The 20222-nt window shown below is 51.5% G+C and carries 11 protein-coding genes; 5 read left to right on the top strand and 6 right to left on the bottom strand.

Going from position 1 to position 20222, the window contains the following annotated elements:
• Positions 1-50 precede the first annotated feature (50 nt).
• Positions 51-1424 carry a methyltransferase RsmF C-terminal domain-like protein gene (locus tag ACS5NO_RS17175; RefSeq protein WP_439416306.1) on the bottom strand — a complete coding sequence of 458 codons (1374 nt, stop codon included), beginning with the start codon at positions 1422-1424 and terminating at the stop codon, positions 51-53.
• Between the two features lie 287 nt (positions 1425-1711).
• Here ACS5NO_RS17175 and ACS5NO_RS17170 point away from each other — a divergent pair, with 287 nt between their 5' ends.
• The 5 genes from ACS5NO_RS17170 to ACS5NO_RS17150 all read left to right on the top strand — a co-directional run bounded on the left by ACS5NO_RS17170 (position 1712) and on the right by ACS5NO_RS17150 (position 13291).
• Positions 1712-4918, top strand: coding sequence for a SusC/RagA family TonB-linked outer membrane protein (locus tag ACS5NO_RS17170; protein WP_439416305.1), 3207 nt, complete (start codon positions 1712-1714; stop codon positions 4916-4918).
• A 23-nt stretch (positions 4919-4941) separates the two neighbouring features.
• Positions 4942-6393, top strand: coding sequence for a SusD/RagB family nutrient-binding outer membrane lipoprotein (locus ACS5NO_RS17165; RefSeq protein ID WP_114404550.1), 1452 nt, complete (start codon positions 4942-4944; stop codon positions 6391-6393).
• A 133-nt stretch (positions 6394-6526) separates the two neighbouring features.
• Positions 6527-7873 carry a transposase gene (locus tag ACS5NO_RS17160; RefSeq protein WP_439416304.1) on the top strand — a complete coding sequence of 449 codons (1347 nt, stop codon included), beginning with the start codon at positions 6527-6529 and terminating at the stop codon, positions 7871-7873.
• Positions 7874-8508: 635 nt separating this feature from the next.
• Entirely contained in the window at positions 8509-11742 is a 3234-nt protein-coding gene (locus tag ACS5NO_RS17155; RefSeq protein WP_439416303.1) for a SusC/RagA family TonB-linked outer membrane protein, read from the top strand.
• Between the two features lie 22 nt (positions 11743-11764).
• On the top strand, positions 11765-13291 hold the full coding sequence (locus ACS5NO_RS17150; RefSeq protein WP_439416302.1) for a SusD/RagB family nutrient-binding outer membrane lipoprotein: 1527 nt from the start codon (positions 11765-11767) through the stop codon (positions 13289-13291).
• A gap of 171 nt (positions 13292-13462) precedes the next feature.
• On the opposite strand, the gene lon is transcribed toward ACS5NO_RS17150, so the two are convergent.
• The 5 genes from lon to ACS5NO_RS17125 form a co-directional block, all read right to left on the bottom strand.
• Positions 13463-15985: an endopeptidase La gene (gene lon / locus ACS5NO_RS17145; protein ID WP_439416301.1), complete on the bottom strand. Its 2523-nt coding sequence runs from the start codon at positions 15983-15985 to the stop codon at positions 13463-13465.
• A 209-nt stretch (positions 15986-16194) separates the two neighbouring features.
• Positions 16195-16803: a DUF6702 family protein gene (locus tag ACS5NO_RS17140; protein ID WP_439416608.1), complete on the bottom strand. Its 609-nt coding sequence runs from the start codon at positions 16801-16803 to the stop codon at positions 16195-16197.
• Positions 16781-18118, bottom strand: coding sequence for an RIP metalloprotease RseP (gene rseP, locus ACS5NO_RS17135; RefSeq protein ID WP_439416300.1), 1338 nt, complete (start codon positions 18116-18118; stop codon positions 16781-16783). The genes ACS5NO_RS17140 and rseP overlap by 23 nt, the downstream gene beginning before the upstream one ends.
• 347 nt (positions 18119-18465) lie before the next feature.
• Positions 18466-19635 carry a 1-deoxy-D-xylulose-5-phosphate reductoisomerase gene (locus ACS5NO_RS17130; RefSeq protein WP_150878213.1) on the bottom strand — a complete coding sequence of 390 codons (1170 nt, stop codon included), beginning with the start codon at positions 19633-19635 and terminating at the stop codon, positions 18466-18468.
• Positions 19632-20219, bottom strand: coding sequence for an HNH endonuclease family protein (locus ACS5NO_RS17125; protein WP_439416299.1), 588 nt, complete (start codon positions 20217-20219; stop codon positions 19632-19634). The genes ACS5NO_RS17130 and ACS5NO_RS17125 overlap by 4 nt, the downstream gene beginning before the upstream one ends.
• Positions 20220-20222 lie beyond the last annotated feature (3 nt).

The following is a 20222-nucleotide window of genomic DNA, read 5'->3' as shown; positions in this document are numbered from 1 at the left end:
TTTTTGCTGGAATGCCAACACCGACGTTTGCCCCGGACCGGGTTTGCGGATCAATATTCCTTGATATCCATGCGGATGCGCCATTCTTTCGGCAGGTAATTATTCACCCGGTTACCCACGCCTTTCAGCCAACCCAGGTTCAATCCGTTGTAGCGGGCCAGCAGCCAGCCCTTCACCGGTTCGTTCAACACCAGGTTTTCTTTCTTGAAATACCGCAGGGCATCTTCTCTGGATAAGTCAAATCCCGGCCGGTTTTCGGCCAGGGCGTTACTGATCGCGAGCGCGTGCGACGGAATGAAATCGTCGCCTTTGAACGTGCCCATTTCCAGCCCAAATCCTTTGTTGTGGAGGGCTGCATCCAGCACGCGGAGGTCGGCCGAGAGGGTTTCCGGGATCGCAAAAACGTCCTCATTCGGTTTCACATAAAACGAAAAGGCGTCGGGATGTTTCAGAAAGGTTTTTAAGATTTTCTCCTGCCAGTTGCGAACCGGTTTGAGCGACCGAAATGACCGGGGAACACCCATTTCGGGGCTGGACCGTTGTTTCTTTTTGAATACACTCAGGAAAAAACCTTCGCCGGTTACCCGGTGGGGATAACATTGGTAGCCGACGGTTTGGTCCAGCGTTTTTTCAGCAATTCCCCAGGATTCGGGTAATTGGAGCGGCACGTTTTCAAAACCGTGTTTGCTGAGCCAGGCGGCATTTTGTCCGTTTTCTTCGTCATTATAGGTACACGTACTATAAAGAAGCAGTCCATCGTCGCACAGCAGGGGCGTGGCGGCCGTCAGAATCCGTTGCTGGCGGGCAGCACAGAACACAACGCTGTCCGGCGACCATTCGAGCATGGCTTCCGGATCTTTCCGAAACAGTCCTTCGCCCGAACAGGGGGCATCCACCAGCACGACATCGAAAAAACCGTTCAGGCTCTTGAAGTCTTCCGGATCGTGGTTGCTGATGACGACATTGGGATGCCCCCACTTTTCCATATTTTCTTTCAAAACCGGGATCCGGCTGCGAATGACTTCGTTACAGACCAGCAAACTGTCGGCGTTTAGCAGGGATGCGAGCAGGGTACTTTTGCCGCCGGGAGCCGCGCACAGATCCAGCACCCGCAGCGGGCGTTTTAACCGGGCCGTTTGGCGCAGCGCTTCTGCCACCAGCATCGACGATGCTTCCTGGACATAAAACGCACCGGCCTGAAACAAAGGGTCGAGCGTAAAAACCGGCCGCTCCGGCAAGTAGAAGCCTTCGGAACACCACAAAACCGGTTCCAGATCGGCCGTTGGTAACGCCATTTTTTGGGGATTCACCCGGATGCTGATGGGGGGCGATTGTTGCAGAGACGCCAGAAAAGCCGCGTAATCGGCACCCAATTGCTGCGCCATTTGGTGCCGGAATTGGGCAGGTAAAGGAATGTCACTCATCGGACAAATATATAATTTTTCTGAGTTGTTCGCTTACAACGGATCGGCCATTGAATAGGAATTCAGGTTGGTGTAAAAGTAATGCTACTAGTATTAATTATTTGGTTAACAATTAGTTAACTTCTGATTAGTGTGTTTTTCTATGGGTATTCATTCATTTTGCAAAATATTTTGGCTTGGATTAGTGCCTTATGACTTGTTGACAAAACAAAATTTTGTAGTAATTTCACTTTACGAAATTAGTGATTAGCTAATTAGTGCATTGCTTCATTAACCTAACTAAGAACATGTTGAAACGTTTACTCATTGCCTCATTGTGCCTATTGGGCACGGTGGGCTTCTCCTTTGCGCAAACCCGTACGGTTTCGGGCAAAGTGACCTCCGCCGAAGACACTTCTCCACTTCCCGGCGTAAACATTGTCGTTAAAGGAACCTCCCGCGGAGCGACTTCCAATGCCAACGGCGAATACACCCTGAGCGTGCCTGACAATGCCGGAACGTTAACGTTTTCGTTCATTGGATTTAAAACGACGGACGTTTCCATCGGGAATCGCTCGACGGTCGATCTGGCGCTGGAACCCGACGCTTCAACACTCCAGGAAATTGTGGTGACGGCCCTCGGTATTTCGCGGGAAAAGAAAGCCCTCAATTACGCCGTTCAGGAACTGAAACAGGAAAAACTGAACATTGCCCGCGACCAGAATGTGGCCAACGCCCTGGCCGGTAAAATTGCGGGTGTGCAGGTGTTGGGCCAGTCGGCGGCTAAATTTGGCAGCCCCAGCATCCGGGTTCGGGGGGTCAACTCGCTGACGGGCGGTGATCCGCTGTATGTGGTAGACGGAACGCCCACCGATGTGAGCCAGGTCAACATGGACGATGTCGAAACGCTGTCGGTGCTGAAAGGCCCTTCCGCAACGGCTTTGTACGGAAACCGGGCTTCGGCCGGGGTTATCGTCATTACGACCAAACGCGCCAAAGCGGGCGAAACCCGGCTGGACATCAACCACAGCACCACCATCGATATGGTGGGTCTGCTGCCGAAATACCAGAACGAATACGGTGGCGGTTATTCGCAGGATTGGGCCACGTTTGAATATGACCCGGCGTTGCATCCGGCAGACTGGGCCTCGTTTAACGGACAGAAGATTCTGGATTATGCCGCTGATGAAAGCTGGGGTCCCCGCATCGACAATTCGCCCCACCGCTCGGCGGCATCCTGGCAACAGGGCCCCGGCTTCGGACAGTTGACGCCGTATTCGGCGAATCCCAACAACGTGCGCGATTTCTTCGCCAAACCGATCAGCAACAACACCAACATCGCCTTTTCGCGCGGAACGGAAGCGTTCCAAAGCCGGATTTCGTACACGCACATCATCAACAACGGGATTGTTCCGAACTCATCACAAACCCGCGATTTTGTCAGTGCCAAAAACACGATCAAATTTGGCAGCAAACTGTCGGCCAACCTGAATGTGAATTATACGGCGTTCAAAACGAACAACCTGCCGGCTGACCGCTACGGTTCTTCGGGCGGTACGACACCCTCAAACAGCCCGATCGGTATTTCGAACGCTACCCTGAACGGGTATAACCAGACGATCGGTTCGTTCAACCAGTGGTTTCAGCGCCAGCTTAGCATCGACGACCTCAAAAACTACAAGAATCCGGATGGCACGTTCCGGAGCTGGAACATTGGCAGCCCCACCGACCCGCGCCCGAAATACTGGGATAGCCCGTATACGCAGGTGTACGAAAATACGAACACCAACCGCAGCGACCGGCTGTTCGGAGACATTGGGTTAACGTACGAATTTACGCCTTTCCTGAAAGCCTCGGCCACCGTCCGACGCGACCAGAACTACTTTACGCAGGAATCGCGCGTGGCACAGGGAACGCTGAACGCTGGTGGTTTGGGTGCCTACTCGACCCTGGGAGCCAGTGCCCGCGAAAACAACTACGAATTTCTGGCCAGTTACAACCAGGAATTTGCCAACCTGTCGGTGGTCGCCAATGCCGGGGGAAACATCCGCTACAACCGCATCGACGGTCAGTTCCAGGCCACGGTAGGGGGGCTTTCGGCACCAAATTTCTACAACATTGCCGCTTCCATAGACCGGCCTTTGTCGAACAACTACTTGTACGAGCGGCAGGTCAACAGTGTGTTCGGAAACGTGAGCATCGGCTACAAAGATTTTGTTTTTGTAGAAGCTTCGATTCGGAACGACTGGTCGTCGACCCTGCCGAAAGCCAACAACTCGTATCTCTACCCGTCCGTGTCGGCCGGTTTGGTCTTCTCGGAGTTGCTTCCGCAGAACAGCATTCTGTCGTACGGTAAAATCCGGGCCGGTTATGCTCAGGTAGGTACGGACGTTGGGCCTTATCAGACGGCGTTGGCCTACAACTCCGGAACACCGTATTCGAGTAATGCAACCCTGTTTCTTCCATCGCTTTTGCCGAATTCCAACCTGCAACCGGGTCTGTCGTCTTCCTATGAAGGTGGTATTGACCTGCGTTTCCTGAATAACCGACTGGGTTTTGAATTTACGGCCTATCGCAACGATAACAAAAACCAGATTATTCCGGTGCCGGTTACGCCGACCAGCGGCTATACCAACGCCGTTATCAACGCCGGTCTGATTCAAACCAGCGGTCTGGAATTGCACATCAACGCCACGCCGGTTCGGTCGGCGTCCGGTTTTACCTGGGAATTTGACATCAACCTGGACCGTAACCGCTCGAAGGTCGTTGAACTGCGGGAAGGTTTGACCAACTACCAGATCGACGGCCCCCAATGGCGGACGTTGACCCTCAACGCCCGCGAAGGCGAAGACTGGGGTCTGCTGGTAGGGCAGGGAATCAAGAAAGATGCGAACGGAAACCGTCTGGTCTACGGCAGTGGTGCCAATGCCGGTTTATACATCAAGGAAGAAAACGTGCCGCTGGGTTCCGTTTTGCCGAAGTTCAAAGGTGGATTCCTGAATACCTTCACGTATAAAGGGCTGTCGTTGCGGGTGAATGCCGACTTCATTGCCGGAGGTAAATTCTTCTCGACCACGAAAATGTTCAACAACTATTCGGGTCTGGGTGCCGAAACCGCCGGTCTGAACGAGTTGGGAGTGCCAAAACGCGATCCGGTAGCAAACAATGGCGGTATTTTGCTGGAAGGTGTAACGGAAGATGGTCAGCCGAACACCACCCGGGTCGATGCCCAGAACCTGTATGAAAACTGGCTGTTTGCGCTGAATGAGTACTGGATTTACGATAAATCCTACATCAAACTGCGCGAAGTAGCTGTGGGGTACAATTTCCCGAAAAACATGCTGGGTAAATTCATCAAATCGGCTAACATTTCGCTGATCGCCCGCAACCCACTCTTGATTTACAGCGCGATTGGTGGCGGTATCGATATTTCTGAATCGGAGACCCTGTGGTATGAAGGTGGTCAGTTGCCGCCCGTTCGCTCGTTCGGTGTTAACCTGCGCCTTGGTCTTTAATCAACACTTCAAAAACAGACATCATGAAACTTTATAAGTCCATTCTTTTTGCCGGGTTGATGCTGACGACAGTCGCCTGCAGCGATTTCGAAGAAATGAACGTCAACCCCAACAGTCCGCTGTTGCCCAACACCGCCAGTTTATTTACGGGGGCCATTCGAACCGTCGGAACGATGAACAGCCAGGTGGGGCCGGCCGGGTTCAACATCACCCCGGCTCTGTACGTTCAGCAGTTTGGCGATGTAACCTACATCGAGGATTCCCGGTATAAGACCATCAACTTCAGCTACAACGGTTTGTATGCCGGGCCGCTGGTCAACCTGCAGGCCATTATCGATCAGAACACCAACGAGGCAACCCGCGCCAGTGTGGCGACGTATGGATCGAACAACAACCAGATTGCCATTGCGCGGATTCTGAAGGCGTATATTTATCAGTGGATGACCGATCGCTGGGGCGACATTCCGTATTCTCAGGCGTTGAAAGGCGATCAGAATTTCTCACCGGCTTTCGACAAGCAGCAGGATATTTACACCGATCTGTTTAAGGAGTACAAGGAAGCCGCGGCCCAGTTTGACGCCGGGGCGGCTGTGAAGGGTGATATTTTGCTCAGTGGCAATGCTGCCCGCTGGAAAAAGTTTGCCGCCACCCAACGGATGCTGGCCGCGCTGCAATTGTCAAAAGTGGACCCCACGAAAGGCCGAACCGAATTTGCGGCAGCCGTAGCCGATGGCGTTCTGGCTTCGAATGCGGATAATGTCCGGTATACGTATCTGTCGGATGCCAACAACGAGAATCCGTTGTATACCAACTATGTCCGGAGCAACCGGAAAGACTTCGCGGTAAGCAACACGTTTGTGGATTATCTGAAGAAAGTGAGTGATCCGCGTCTGCCTTATCTGGCGGCTCCCAACCAGCGGGGTGAATACGTCGGGGTTCCGTATGCGGTTTTCCCGGCTACCGGCCCGGCGCAGAACTTCTCACTGGCGGCAACAACGGTTGCGGCACAAAATGCCCCGGCCAACATCGTGACCTACGCGGAGGTTTTGTTTGCGCAGGCCGAAGCCGCCAAATTGGGCTGGACTACAGGTAACGCCAAAACCCTCTACGAATCGGCGATTATGGCGTCGATGCAGCAGTGGATGGGAACCAACTTCACAGATGCAGCTTATAAGACGTACATCGCTCAGCCGGATGTGGCTTATACGGAGGCTAAAGGTATCGAGCAAATTGCGACCCAGCGCTGGATTGCTTTGTTCAACCAGGGAACATCGGCCTGGAACTCCTGGCGCCGGACGGGCTTCCCGGTGTTGAAACCGGCGGCTTCACCGCTCAACGGCGGCACGGCCATTCCGCGTCGTCTGGCCTATCCGGTCGCAACGGAAGGAACGCTGAATACGGCCAACTACAATGCCGTGATCGCCAGCCAGGGCGCCGACGATCCGTATACGCGCATCTGGTGGGACAAGCCCTAAGCAACGGATGTAAATCGGATTCGTGCCTTCTTAAACATGAGTCATCCCGAATTTTAAGGGATGTGTAAAAAAGAACCTCCTTTCTTAGTTTTGAGCATCACCACAACGCCAAAACTAGAAAGGAGGTCTTTTTATGTCTACGACACGCCAACAAAAAAAGGGGATTCCTGCTCAAAAGTCAACAGCTGCTTGCTTTTTGCGGACCAAAATCCAGCACTATCTCCAGCCACTTCACCAAAGCCTGCTTGACCGGATTGATAAGCGGCTGGTAGCAACCTTCTCCACCCTATTTTCCAGCATCTTACTGTTACGCAACAGCAAAATGGGTTTGTTGTTGAGTGAGTTGGGGAGCTATATTGCTGGCTATGCGCATGCTCCGGCGGGTACCAAGCGGATCAGTAATCTGCTGCGCTGTAAAAAATGGGATGCCTCACTGATCGATGATTTCTTTTTCAAACGAACTCAGGAACGAATAACTCAATTGCTGGGAGCCCACAAGCGCCCCTTGCTCTTGTGGGATGATAGCCGTCTGGAAAAACCCGAGAGCTGGTTTGTCGAAGGGCTTTGCTCGGTGGAAAGTAGCAAAGCCAAACGGCTAACCAAGATTAAAAAAGGCTTTTTCAAGCCCCCTTCGGCCCGCATCTGCGTCCCTGGCTTTCAGTGGACAGGCATACTCTTGTCGGCTTTAGGTGAAGTGCCCAGTGTGGTTCAAATGAGTTGGTGGACCACGCGGGGCAAGTATAAAGAAGTGGGAACCAACATCATGTATCGGATGCTCCGTAAACTACAGGCATCGCTGACCCAACCGGTGCTACACGTGTTGGACCGAGGGTATGCCAGTGCCTGGACCATTGAGTGGATCCTACACTTCCAACAGGATTTTTTACTGCGCTGGAAAAAAAATCACCTCCTGGTGCACCCTCAGAAGGGCACCAGACAGACGCATCTGTTGGCCCGTAGTTGTCGCCCTGAAGGCCGTAAACTTCTGCGCGATAAAGAACGTAAGACCACCAAACACGTCACTGTGGGCTGGACGCTCGTTACCCATCCCGACTTTGAATCAACCCCCTTATATTTACTCGTTGTACGAGACCGCAAAAATCACCAGCCACCGATGTATTTGCTGACCTCGATCGCTGTTGACTCCGTGCGGGATGCCTGGGAGATGGTTCACAGTTACATGCACCGATGGGGAATTGAGCAGGCCTTCCGGGCTGGTAAAGCCGAGTTAGGCATGGAATCCCCTCGACTCTGGTTGTGGGAAAATAGGCTAAAATTGTTAGGGATAGTGGCCTTAGTGTACGATTTTTTACTCTTCTTACTAAGAAGCTGGCCCCATTGGCTTCCCCTTTTTCTCAAGCAGTGGGTACCAAGAACGGTAAATCGGCACCGAACTGCTTCAGTGCCGATTTACAGACTACGCTTAGCCATCGCCAACGCGCTCATAGTCGATTTTGCTTTAACTCAAAATTCGGGATGACTCATGTTTTGTTTATAAAAGGAAACCGGGGCAACGCCTGGGGCGTGTAAAGATTAAAGCCGCATTAAATTTTACAATAATGCCATATAAAGGAACAAAATATGGGAATGTGGCGGCATCAGGGATAGTATATTTTGTATATTGGCCGTTATTATTCATTAACCTACGCTAAAAACATGAAGAAAAGTTTACTGCTTTACCCACTGTATCCCTCCGGGACGGTGGCCGAATCTCCTCCACAACAGAAATCCCGGCCGGAAAAAATGATTTCCGGAGAAGCGGGTTCGCTAGGTTCCGCTCCTGCCATCAGGTTATTCCACTCATCTTTTGCCAACGGTGCTGGTCAGCAGCGTAGGTAAAAATTACACCCCTTATCTCAGCGTATCGTACAGTACCGGTAGTTGCGTAAATCCTGAAACCCAGGTCGTCAGATGTATGGATCTCTTGTAGATCCGGTGCGATTCAGTACCCGATTCATTCTGACTATACGGTTTTTGGATGTAGCAACAAGCGTTCGTGCTGCCCGCGTCCTGCGGGAGACTTTTCTAAAACAGGATGACGTAAACGGGCAGTGTCGACATTGTCACCGTGACCGTCTGTTTCGTTGAATTAACCAAACAAACTACAATTTCATTATGAAAAAACATTTACTCAGCAGCTTGCTGCTGTCATTTGTGTTCTGTTTGCCTTTGTGGGCGCAGGATCTTACCGTATCGGGCCGGATCACGGCTTCGGAAGATGGTTCTCCGCTTCCCGGTGTGAATGTGATTGTGAAAGGAACCACGAAAGGAACCACGAGCAGTGCCGACGGTACCTACCAGATCACGGTTGGAAAAGGGACGGTATTGCAATTCAGTTTCATCGGTTTTCTGAACCAAAGTGTAACGGTTGACACAAAAACCAGGATCGATGTCACCCTGAAATCTGACGTCTCCCAGTTGCAGGAGATCGTGGTCACGGCCCAGGGTATCCGGAAAAACCAGCGGGAAATCGGGTATGCGTATTCCAATGTCACGACCGATGACGTAACCGTAGGCCGTTCACCCCAATTGGCGCAGGCCCTTTCGGGAAAAGTAACCGGTTTGGCGGTTTATAACGTCAACAACAGCGTCGATCCGGCGGTGAAGGTAGTCTTGCGGGGCTATCGCTCTTTGACGGGGAACAACGAAGCCCTTGTGGTGCTAGACGGGATGCAAACTACCGCTACGGTATTGTCGATCATCAACCCGAATGATATCGAGAGCGTTTCGATCCTGAAAGGGGGCCAGGCGGCTACCCTGTACGGATCGGCCGGGATCAACGGGGCGCTGATCATCACCACCAAAAAAGGCGTGAAAGGCAAGCTGAAAGTGTCGTATTCAAACAGTACGAACTTTGAACAGATCAGCTTCCTGCCCCAGCTTCAGGATCAGTACGGTTCCGGGTCGCACTACTACCCTTCATTCGGGACGGCGGGCTACAGCAATGATTACCTGGTTCGGATGCAGGGCAACTGGCGCTCATACGAAAACCAGCAGTACGGTGATCCGTTTGACGGGTCGATCCGGATGCAGGGCCGGACCACGGAGAGCGGAGGCCAATACATGTTGCCTTACTCGGCCATTAAAAACGCCCGCCGGAAAGCCTTCGATACCGGCGTATCGATGAACAACCAGATCAATTTTCAGGGGGGCGACGAAACCAGTTCGTTCTATATGTCGATTGAAAACCAGAAGGTGAACGGGATTGTGCCCGGCGACAAAAGCGACCGGAGCGGGGCACGTCTGTCGGCTACGAAAGAATACGGCAAACTGACGGCGAGTTTCAATGCGGCTTTCACCCAGGCGATGTATAACCGGACCTCGGCGGACTTCTACAACGACATCCTCAATCAGCCCGCCAACCTGCCCCTGGAAGATCTGCGCGACTGGCGGACCAACCAGTTTGCAAACCCCAACGGTTTTTACAACGATTATTACAACAACCCGTATTTCAACGCCGACAATAACCGGATGAAGTACAAGGACGCCAACCTGAACGGAAACGTGAGTCTGGTTTTCAAACCGACGCCCTGGTTGATGTTCACTGAGCGAATGGGCGTGATGAACAACTCCCGGACGGGTAAAAACACCACCGGTAAGTTCCTGTATTCGGACTGGGCCAAAACCAAATCATTCATTCCGGCACCCTTCTTCCGGGATGGCGACGGTACGGGCATCTACCGGGCCATTACCGACAACCTGGGCTCGGTGCTGGATTATTCAGGGACGGAGAACGTCGTGAACAACGAATTCCTGATTCAATTGTCGAAAGACTTTGGGCCACTCTCCAACAAGCTGATTCTCGGAAACAGCGTTTACCAACGCACGACCAAAGCCATTGGCGTTGGGTCTACGTCCATTGTCGTACCCGATGTGTATAACGTAGCCAACCGGCAGGGGGAATTGCAGGGTGGTGAAATCAGCACGCAGGAACGCCGGTTTGGCTATTACGCCGATTTGACCATGAACTACAAAAACTGGCTGATCCTGAACGGTACATTCCGTTTCGATGCGACCTCCCGGTTCTACAAACCCGACCGTCCGGCCAACACCTGGTCATATCCCTATTACGGGGCCGCGCTTTCGTTTATTGCAACCGATGCGTTTCCCTCGCTCAAGAGCAATATCCTGAACTACGCCAAGCTTCGGGTGAATGCCAACAAAAACGCCAACGATAACATCCCGCTCTATGGCCTGGATCTGGCCTATACGAACGGGGCCAACTTTCCCTACGGCAACACGGTTGGTCTGTCGGTGGGTAACATTCTGCCGGATGCTAACTTAAAACCAGAAATCGTTTATTCGGCGGAAATCGGTGGTGAGTTCCAGTTGTTCAACAACCGCATCAACCTGGACGTGTCGGCCTATACGCAAACGTCGGAAGGACAGGTTATTACCGTTAAAGTGCCGAACTCGACCGGTTTCAACAACCTGTTGATCAACGTGGGCGAAACCAAAAACTGGGGGTATGAGGCTGAACTGAAATACCTGATTGCCCGGGGCGGTAAATTCTCCTGGGATGCCAGCCTGCGCTACTCCTACAACGACAACAAAGTGGTTGACCTCTATCCGGGCATCAACGAGTTCCAGTATGGCGGTTTTGCGTATGCCAACACAAACGTGATCAAGGATTCCCGCTTCCCGATCCTGAAAACCGATGGGTATCAGTATGCGCCGGATGGTTCAGGCCGTGTGCTGGTCAACTCGACCACGGGTTATCCGTTGCGTCAAACGACGCTGTCACCGCGCGGTGGTGTATTGCCCCGTCACATTGCTGGTCTGGGTTCGAAAATTGAGTACGGTGATTTTGGCTTTACGTTTAACTTCGAATACCGGGGTGGCAACGTGATGTTCAGCGATTTGGGCCGTCAGATGACGTTCACCGGAACCGGCAAATGGACTGAAAACCGCACTCCGCACATCTACCCCAATTCGGCTTATCTGGATACGGATGGCAAAACCGTCATTCCGAATACGACGGTTAACGTCCGTGAGCCGGAGTACGCCCTGTGGGTCGACAACTACCGGTTGATCTCCGAAAACTTCGTTACACCCGCCTGGTTCATCAAACTCCGGGATGTCAACCTGGCGTATCGTTTGCCACAAAATCTGCTGGCTAAAACGAAGTTTATTTCAGGAGCCAGCATTTCCATCTACGGACGGAACCTGTTCACCATTGTGGATAAGCTTAATTATTACACGGATCCCGAGTTCAGTTACCAGGGCAATCCGCTGCCAGGTTCTACGGCAACGCCAACGACCACCTCAGCCTTGGGGATCGGGATCAATACGACCGGCCAGACACCACCTGTTCGTCAATATGGTGTCAATCTTAATATTACATTTTAGTACTCACTGAAATTGTCTTGACATGAAATTAAAATCATTTTTCATATTCGCCTTTGTGGCACTGGTGGGTAGTGGCTGTAAAGAATCGTTTCTGGACATCAACACCAACCCAAACGTATTGCCGACGGCATCGCCGAGTTTTGTATTCACGAATGCGGTCAATACGTCGGCAACCAATCTTCTGGGACCCAATGAAATTGGTACTTATTGGGCCGGGCAGTGGACGCAGGGAAACGGGTATATTCTCAATACGGCCCAGTTTGCCTACATCTTTACCAATGGAGATTTCAACTATTGGGATGGTTATTACGATAACCTGGAAGATTACCAGTTTGTGATCAACACGGCCGATGCCAACAACCAGAAGTACCTGAAAGGGCCGGCAAAGGTGATGAAAGCCATGCTGTTTCAACAGTTGGTCGATATGTACGGCAGCGTACCGTATACGGAAGCGTTGAAAGGTGGGGAAGTCCTGGCTCCCAAATTTGACGATCAAAAAGTGGTTTACGAATCGTTGATTACGCTGTTGGACGAGGCTATCGTTGACTTAAAGGCGAACCCTTTTGCCAGCGCCTTTACCGGCTCGGATCTGGTTTTCAGAGGCAATGTGACCAAGTGGGTTCAGTTTGCCAATTCGCTCAAGATGCGGATCCTGATTCGTCAGTCTAAAGTGGCGGGAAAAGAAACCTACATCAAGACGGAAATCAACAAGGTTGTAACGGAAGGCTCGGGCTTCATTACCGGCGAAGAAGTGGGCGTCGGCGGGACGTTCTTCTATCTGGCTACGGCGGGCAAGTTGAATCCGATCTATGACCGCTGGGGCTATGACGCCAACGGGGCGAAACGGGCGCTGAATAACTATCCGCGTTTAACAAAGTTTTTGATCGACGGTCTTAAAGCATCGGGTGATACGTTGCGGATGAAGCGGATTGCCTACGCCAATGGCGGTGAAAATGGCAGTAATCCGGGGGTGAGTACGTTGAAAGAAGTGTCTGCCAACTACTCGGGTACCCCATTTGGGGTCAGTTCAGGCTATTTACCGGCGAACACGACCTCGCTGGGGCCAAGCCTGATTGTGAAAGGGGACTTCAACCGGCCGTATATTCTGATGACGGCGTCGGAAGTGCAATTCCTGCTGGCCGAAGCCAAGCAACGGTTTTCGGATGTAACGCTGCCGCTGACTGCTAAAGCCTATTTTGAAGCGGGTATTACCCAGTCGTTCCGCGTATTGGGTGCGAATGTCGCCGGTGCAGACGCTTTCAAGGGAAGCAAGATCGAAAACTATGATTGGGATGCCTCAACGAACAAGCTGACAGCCATCGCAACGCAGAAATGGATTGCCCTGACGAACTTCAGCGGTCTGGAAGCCTGGACGGAATACCGCCGTACCAACCTGCCGGTTATTCCACAGAGTGTGCAGGTGACGGATGCAAAACGGCCGCTTCGCTTTTTTTATCCAAATACGGAAGCGGGTTCCAACAGTGCCAACGTAGAAGCGCAGGGGAAAATCGACGTCTTTGCTACCAAACTGTTCTGGGATGTCGATTAGATGAATTTTACCAGTTAGGTTATTGGAAGGAGGTCATCGTATCGATGACCTCTCTTTTTTAAGAATTACAAATGCAAAATGATGAATGCTCAATGTAAAAGTAGAGTGCGCTAGCCTCTTCACTTTTACATTGAGCATTCATCATTTTGCATTTGTAATTAACTTAAAAGATCACAAAACCGTTACGGTTGCTGGAACGGCGGGTTCGCTTTCTTTCTCTTTATCTTTCGGGAAAACAAATTTCATCGGTTTAGAAACCTGTTGGGGCAAAAGGGCCGTTTCCAGCACCTGATCGACCGTATCGACGTAGTGAATGGTCAGATCCTTGATGTAATTCTGGTTGATTTCTTCTACGTCTTTCCGGTTTTTCGAGCAGAGCAGAATTTCGCGAACACCCGCCCGGTTGGCCGCCAGAATCTTTTCTTTGATACCGCCCACCGGCAACACTTTCCCGCGCAGCGTGATTTCACCCGTCATCGCCAGGTAAGGCCGGACTTTCCGTTGGGTGAAAATGGACGCCATCGACGTCAGCATCGTAATCCCCGCCGAAGGGCCGTCTTTCGGCACCGCGCCGGCCGGCACGTGAACGTGCAGATCGTAGTGGTTGAAAAGGTTGTAATCAAGACCGATCTCGTCGGAATGCGCTTTCAGATAAGACAAGGCCGTCACTGCCGATTCCTTCATGACATCACCCAACTGGCCCGAAAGCGTCAGGTTCCCTTTGCCCCGGCTCAGGCTCGATTCGATGAACAGGATTTCACCGCCAACCTGCGTCCAGGCCAAACCGGTCACAATACCGGCAATGTCGTCGTCGGAATACAGATCGCGGTCGAAGATTTCGGCGCCCAGCATTTTCAGCACGTCCGCCGGTTTGATGGTTTTCGGATAGTCTTCTTCCAGGGCAATCGACTTGGCGATTTTGCGAACCAGCGCGCCGATTTTCTGCTCCAGATTCCGAACGCCCGATTCACGGGTGTAACTTTCGATAATCCGCTGAATGGCTTTGTCGTCCACCATCAGATCTTTCGGCTTCAAACCGTGTTCTTTCCGTTGCTTCGGAATCAGGTATTTCTTGGCAATCTGGATTTTCTCTTCCACCGTATAGCCCGTCAGTTCAATGATTTCCATCCGGTCGCGCAGGGCCGGATGAATGGTGTCGAGCGAGTTGGCGGTGGCAATGAACAACACTTTCGACAAATCGTATTCCACTTCGAGGTAGTTGTCGATAAACGTCGAGTTCTGCTCCGGGTCGAGCACTTCGAGCAGGGCCGACGACGGATCACCCCGGAAATCGGAACTTACTTTGTCGATTTCATCCAGAATAAAAACCGGGTTCGAAGAATCGGATTTCTTGATATTCTGAATGATTTTGCCCGGCATCGCGCCAATATACGTTTTCCGGTGACCCCGAATTTCGGCTTCGTCGTGAACGCCACCCAACGCCATCCGGATGTATTTTCGGCCCAGGGCTTTGGCAACCGAACGGCCGAGTGAGGTTTTTCCGACACCCGGAGGGCCGTATAAACACAGAATCGGGGCTTTCATGCCTTCGGAAGCCCGGTCGTTTTTCAGTTTCAAAACCGCCAGGTATTCAATCATCCGCTCCTTCACTTTCTCCAGCCCGAAGTGGTCGCTATCCAGCACTTTCTGCGCCCGGCGGAGATCGAAATTGTCTTTTGAATACTCGTTCCAGGGCAGATCGACCATCAACTCGATGTAATTCATCGTCACCGGATACTCGGGTGCCATCGGGTTGATCCGTTGCAGTTTGTTGAGTTCCTTGTCAAAATGGGCCTGAACCGCCGGGGTCCACTTTTTACGGGCCGCCCGCATCCGGACTTCTTCCAGGTCGCGGTCGGGGCTGTCCATGCCGAGTTCGTCCTGTAACACCTTGATCTGTTGCCGCAAAAAATAGTCGCGTTGCTGCTGATCGATGTCCGAACTGGCCTTGGTCTGAATTTCGCGTTTGAGCTCCAGCAACTGAATTTGCCGCAGCATGAATTCGAGCAAGAGCGTCGCCTGTTGGGCGCCTTCAGTCGTTTCCAGTAATTTTTGTTTATCGGCAACTTCCCCTTCGATGTTCGACGACAAAAAATGCATCAGAAACATCGGGCTTTCGATGTTGTCGAGGGCAATCCGGGCTTCCTGCGGAATTTCCGGATTCAGACGCAGAATTTTATAGGCTGATTCTTTCAGTGATTGAATCAGGGCTTTTGATTCCTTCCGGTTTGGGCTCGGAAAATGGTCGTCGATTTGGCGGACGTTGGCCGTCAGATAGGGTTCTTCCTGGAGGTAATTGACAATTTCAAACCGTTTTTTCCCCTGAATGATGATGGTGATGTTGCCATCGGGCAGCGTAATCATTTTGATGATATACGCGACCGTTCCCAGACGGTAGAGGTCATCGGCAGTCGGTTCGTCTTTTTGCTGGTTCGACTGCGCTACGACGCCAATAATGCGGTTTCCCTTGTAAGCCTTCTTTACTAATTTAATCGATTTCTGCCGCCCCACCGTCACCGGGATCACCATGCCCGGAAAAAGCACCGTATTCCGCACGGGCAGGATCGACAGGTCGCTGGGGACAATATAGTCGTCGTCGGCATCATCGGCTGATCCCAACGGAACAATTTCGAGATTGTCCAGATCCGATTCAGCTAACCACAATTGGGTATCGTATTTACTGTTTACACTCATAATTAGGTGCCTGCCAAACTGACAGTCTTAACGTATCATACAGGCTTAATAGGTATTGAGAAACAAAGATTGATAACAAGCGCAAGGGGTATGCCAAAGATTTTGTGTGAAAAAACAGGCAGAATTGTCTGTATCGATACAAGTAACAAAAAAGGAAATGAAACTCAAAGCATACGCAGAATCAATGCATTTCCTCCGGGTAAGTACACCTACCAGGTCAGTACCTGCTGCGTATTGCTTTTTCGAAACAGGACGGTTTTTTTCTCGGCCAGATAGCTTACGTTCACCAGATTCATCTGGTCATCGAATAAATCCGTCAGCATGGATTGCTGGAGCAAACTGCCCTGAACCGGTTCGGTATACGGTATTTCGATGTAAATCCAGGTGGCATCCACTTCCTGTTCCTTGCCCAGAAACCGATATGGTTTTCGCTGACGGCTGGCGCTGGTCAGGCCGAAGTGCTTCCGGACGTAGCGTTCCACCAAGGGGCCGTTGGCGTCTTTATCACTGAGCCGCACGCGCTGGTTGTTGTTCTCTTTCGTGAGCGCTTCTTCCAGGTCGTCGGTGAACACCCGCAAACTGACTTCAAACGTTTTCTCAGCCGCATTGTACTGCATTTGTGTAATGCTGGTATGGACCGGGTGCACTGGTCGGCTGGCGGTCAAACAAAAAAGTGCAAGAAGGCAAAAAGTTATTTCGCGGAGGTAAGCAGAGGTAAAAGGAGTTAAGCGGAGATTACTAAAAACTCTGCTTAACTCCTTTTTTCTCCGCTTACCTCCGCGAAATAACTCACTCTTAAAAAACCGCTTTGAATACATCATTGAAGATTGCAAACGCCATCAAACTTAGCAGAATCACCATGCCAACCCGTTGGGCTCCTTCCAGAAACCGGTCCGACGGTTTCCGTCCCGACACCATTTCGTAGAGCAACAACGTCGAGTGACCGCCGTCGAGGGCCGGAATCGGCAGAATGTTGAAGAAAGCGAGTGCCATGGACAGCAGGCCCGTAACGAACCAGAAACGCTCCCACATCCAGACCCCACCAAAAAGATTTTGGGCAATGCCAATCGGGCCGCTCAACGCTTTGGAAGCCGACACATCGCCCCGGAAGATTTTACCGAAACCTTTGATGTTGTCGTAAACCACGCCGAAAGCTTGTTCAGTGCCTTTCACCAGCGCCTGACCAAATGTGTAGTCAATGTGGGTCTTTTTCAGCAACGTTTCGGCACCAAAACCGATCTGACCTTTGTCGGTCACCGTTGTTTGGAGCGAAACCGGCTGGGGTACGTTCGGGCGTTGTACGGTCAGGGTGATCGGTTTGTTGACGTTCGCCTTGACAATGTCCTGAAACTCGTGGTAGAACCGTGTGGGCTGACCATTGACGGCCGTGATGACGTCGCCTTTTTTCAGACCTGACTTTTCGGCGGGCATTCCCGGTACGAGTTCACCGACCCGAAAGGGCTGAATGGCTTCAACAAACATCCCGGCATTCTTCTTGTCGGATAACTTGTTGATAAAGTCGTTGGGAATGTCGATGGTTACTTCTTCCACCTTCCCGTCGGCACCCTTCCGTTCAACGATGTAGTAGCTGTCGGAGCCCAGAAAGACCTCCGAACTCCGGATGTCGCTGAAATCTTCGAAGGGTTTTCCGTTGATGCGAACGATCTTATCACCGGTTTTCAGGCCGATTTCTTTGCCCAATTCGTAGGCGACAATACCGTATTTGGCATCACGGGCTGAAAGATACGTTTCTCCGTTTTTGTAGGTAAGGGCAACAAAGATGACAATCCCGGTGATGACGTTGATGATGATGCCCCCCAGCATGACGATCAGCCGCTGCCAGGCGGGTTTGGAGCGGAATTCCCAGGGCTGCGGTTCCTGCTGCATCGCTTTGGTATCGAGCGATTCGTCGATCATCCCGGTGATTTTGACAAAACCGCCGAGCGGGATGGCACCGAGACCATACTCCGTTCCTCCGCGCTTGATGCTCCAGACTTTCGGCGGGAAACCGATGAAATACTGCTCCACGCGCATCCCAAACGCCTTGGCGGCTAGCAGGTGTCCCAATTCGTGCAAACCCACTAATATTGACAGGCCCAAAATGAGCTGTCCTGCCATGATTACTATTTCCATTCGTTCAAACTTTGATTATTGCAGCGAACCGCCTGCTTGTTAATTGATTAGTTTTTATTCTATTGTTGCTTCTGCTTTCTGAATTTCAGGAGGTAGGTAATGCCATAAATGACTGAACAGACCACAAGGGCCTCGATAAACCCACTCCAGAAGGCCTGATTGATCAGCAGCATACTCTCCTTATTTTTAAGGTCGGCCTTTATTTTCTCTTCGAAATACCTTGAGCAGAACGAAGCCAATCACCAACCCAATGATAAACCAAACCCAAAAATCCATACGTAGATAACGTTGCGTAGTTAAAAAACTTCCGAAAAGCCACGAATTAATTCGCTTTTATCGGGAAACAATTAAACGAAACTTTTAATTCGGGCGGTGGCAATGCGCCGGGTTTCTTCGTCCGTCCGAACGTAGTCTTCGTAGGTTGGCCGGGCTATGTAAGCTACTTTCTGCATGCCTTCTTCAATGATTTCGGAGATTTCCAGAAACCCGATTTCGTCGTGCAAAAAGGCTTCCACCGCTACCTCATTGGCCGCGTTGACGATGCAGGGAACGTTGCCACCCCGTCCGAGCGCGTCAAAAGCGAGTTGCAAGTTACGAAATGTTTCAAGATCAGCCTGTTCGAATGTGAAGGACGGGTATTTCGTGAAGTCGAAGCGCGGAAAATCGGAGGGCAGCCGGTACGGATACGCCAGCGCGCATTGAATCGGCAGCCGCATGTCGGGCAAACCCATCTGCGCCTTGATGCTGCCATCCTGAAACTGCACCATCGAATGGATGATGCTCTGGGGGTGAACGATCACCTCGATCTGCGACGGTTCCAGCCCAAACAGCCACCGGGCTTCGATGACCTCCAGCCCCTTGTTCATGAGCGTGGCCGAGTCGATGGTGATTTTGGCACCCATCGTCCAGTTCGGGTGTTTCAGCGCCTGGGCTTTGGTAACGGTTTTCAGAAACTCCCGTGTTTTTCCCCGGAACGGCCCGCCCGAAGCGGTCAGAATGATCTTCTCGATCGGATTATGCAGTTCACCGGCCAGGCACTGAAAAATGGCCGAATGCTCCGAATCGACGGGGAGAATGTTGACGCCTTTTTCCTGCGCCAGTTTGGTAATCAGTTCGCCAGCCACCACGAGGGTCTCCTTGTTGGCCAGGGCGATGTGCTTCCCGGCTTCGATGGCTTTGATGGTGGGCAGCAAACCCGCGTAGCCGACCATGGCCGTCAGCACGATGTCGATGCGTTCCATCTGCACCACCGACGAAACCGCTGCCGCACCGGCATAGACCTTGATGCCCAGCGGATCGAGCGCCGAAAACACCTGGTCGTAGCGGTCTTCGTTGCAGATCACCACCACATTGGGGCGTACCAGCGCGGCCTGTTCGATCAGCAGTTCGGCATTGTTGTTGGCCACGAGCACTTCGACTTCGAACGCATCGGGATGGGCGCGAATCACGTCGATCGTTTGCGTTCCGATGGAGCCGGTGGAGCCCAGAATGGCGATATGGCGTTTGGGGTTAGTCATAATTTTTCAAGCAGATCAAAGTTAACTTTTACCTGCAATTCTTCTTCGATGGCACGGATAAAGTAAACACCTTCGGGATAACTCAGTAGCAGATCATCTAAAAACTGCTGGCTGGATTTGTTAGCATCCTTAATCTCCTGCTTTTTTAGCCTTATGTAACGCTTGCGTTGATCAGCCAGTCTTGCATTGTCCAAATCCAACAGCCGGATTAGATTCAGGGCTTCGAGATCGTTGGGGTCAGACGCAACGTAATCACCATTAATGTATAGTATTCTGCGTTCCAGATCTTCCGCAGTTGGATGAAGGATGGGTTGGTAATCAGCCCATTTTTTAGCTTTTCTTGTATTCCAAAGACTTTTAACTAAAAACCAATTGGAATACCCGTCTTCAGTCCGCCCCTTAAATAATGGGTTGAAATGTTCAATATGGGCGTCGTCGGAGGGACCAAGATACGTTTCTGTGTATGCACAAAGGCAATGTTGCTCATCCCCCAACAATTGTCTCAACTCATCATTATTACCTTCTTTGTAGGTCAACTTGCGTTCAATTATTTTCGACTCAGTCGACTTTAGTACTTGTCGCATGAG

It is taken from the genome of Larkinella fluvii (genome assembly GCF_051857545.1).
Classification (GTDB): domain Bacteria; phylum Bacteroidota; class Bacteroidia; order Cytophagales; family Spirosomataceae; genus Larkinella.
The sequence above is the reverse complement of the archived record's forward strand: the minus strand, read 5'-3'. Positions and strand labels throughout refer to the sequence as shown.

Coding starts and splice junctions, on each gene's coding strand:
- ACS5NO_RS17175 (WP_439416306.1), bottom strand. CDS start 1,424: ATGAGTGACATTCCTTTACCTGCCCAATTCCGGCACCAAATGGCGCAG.
- ACS5NO_RS17170 (WP_439416305.1), top strand. CDS start 1,712: ATGTTGAAACGTTTACTCATTGCCTCATTGTGCCTATTGGGCACGGTG.
- ACS5NO_RS17165 (WP_114404550.1), top strand. CDS start 4,942: ATGAAACTTTATAAGTCCATTCTTTTTGCCGGGTTGATGCTGACGACA.
- ACS5NO_RS17160 (WP_439416304.1), top strand. CDS start 6,527: ATGTCTACGACACGCCAACAAAAAAAGGGGATTCCTGCTCAAAAGTCA.
- ACS5NO_RS17155 (WP_439416303.1), top strand. CDS start 8,509: ATGAAAAAACATTTACTCAGCAGCTTGCTGCTGTCATTTGTGTTCTGT.
- ACS5NO_RS17150 (WP_439416302.1), top strand. CDS start 11,765: ATGAAATTAAAATCATTTTTCATATTCGCCTTTGTGGCACTGGTGGGT.
- lon (WP_439416301.1), bottom strand. CDS start 15,985: ATGAGTGTAAACAGTAAATACGATACCCAATTGTGGTTAGCTGAATCG.
- ACS5NO_RS17140 (WP_439416608.1), bottom strand. CDS start 16,803: ATGTATTCAAAGCGGTTTTTTAAGAGTGAGTTATTTCGCGGAGGTAAG.
- rseP (WP_439416300.1), bottom strand. CDS start 18,118: ATGGAAATAGTAATCATGGCAGGACAGCTCATTTTGGGCCTGTCAATA.
- ACS5NO_RS17130 (WP_150878213.1), bottom strand. CDS start 19,635: ATGACTAACCCCAAACGCCATATCGCCATTCTGGGCTCCACCGGCTCC.
- ACS5NO_RS17125 (WP_439416299.1), bottom strand. CDS start 20,219: ATGCGACAAGTACTAAAGTCGACTGAGTCGAAAATAATTGAACGCAAG.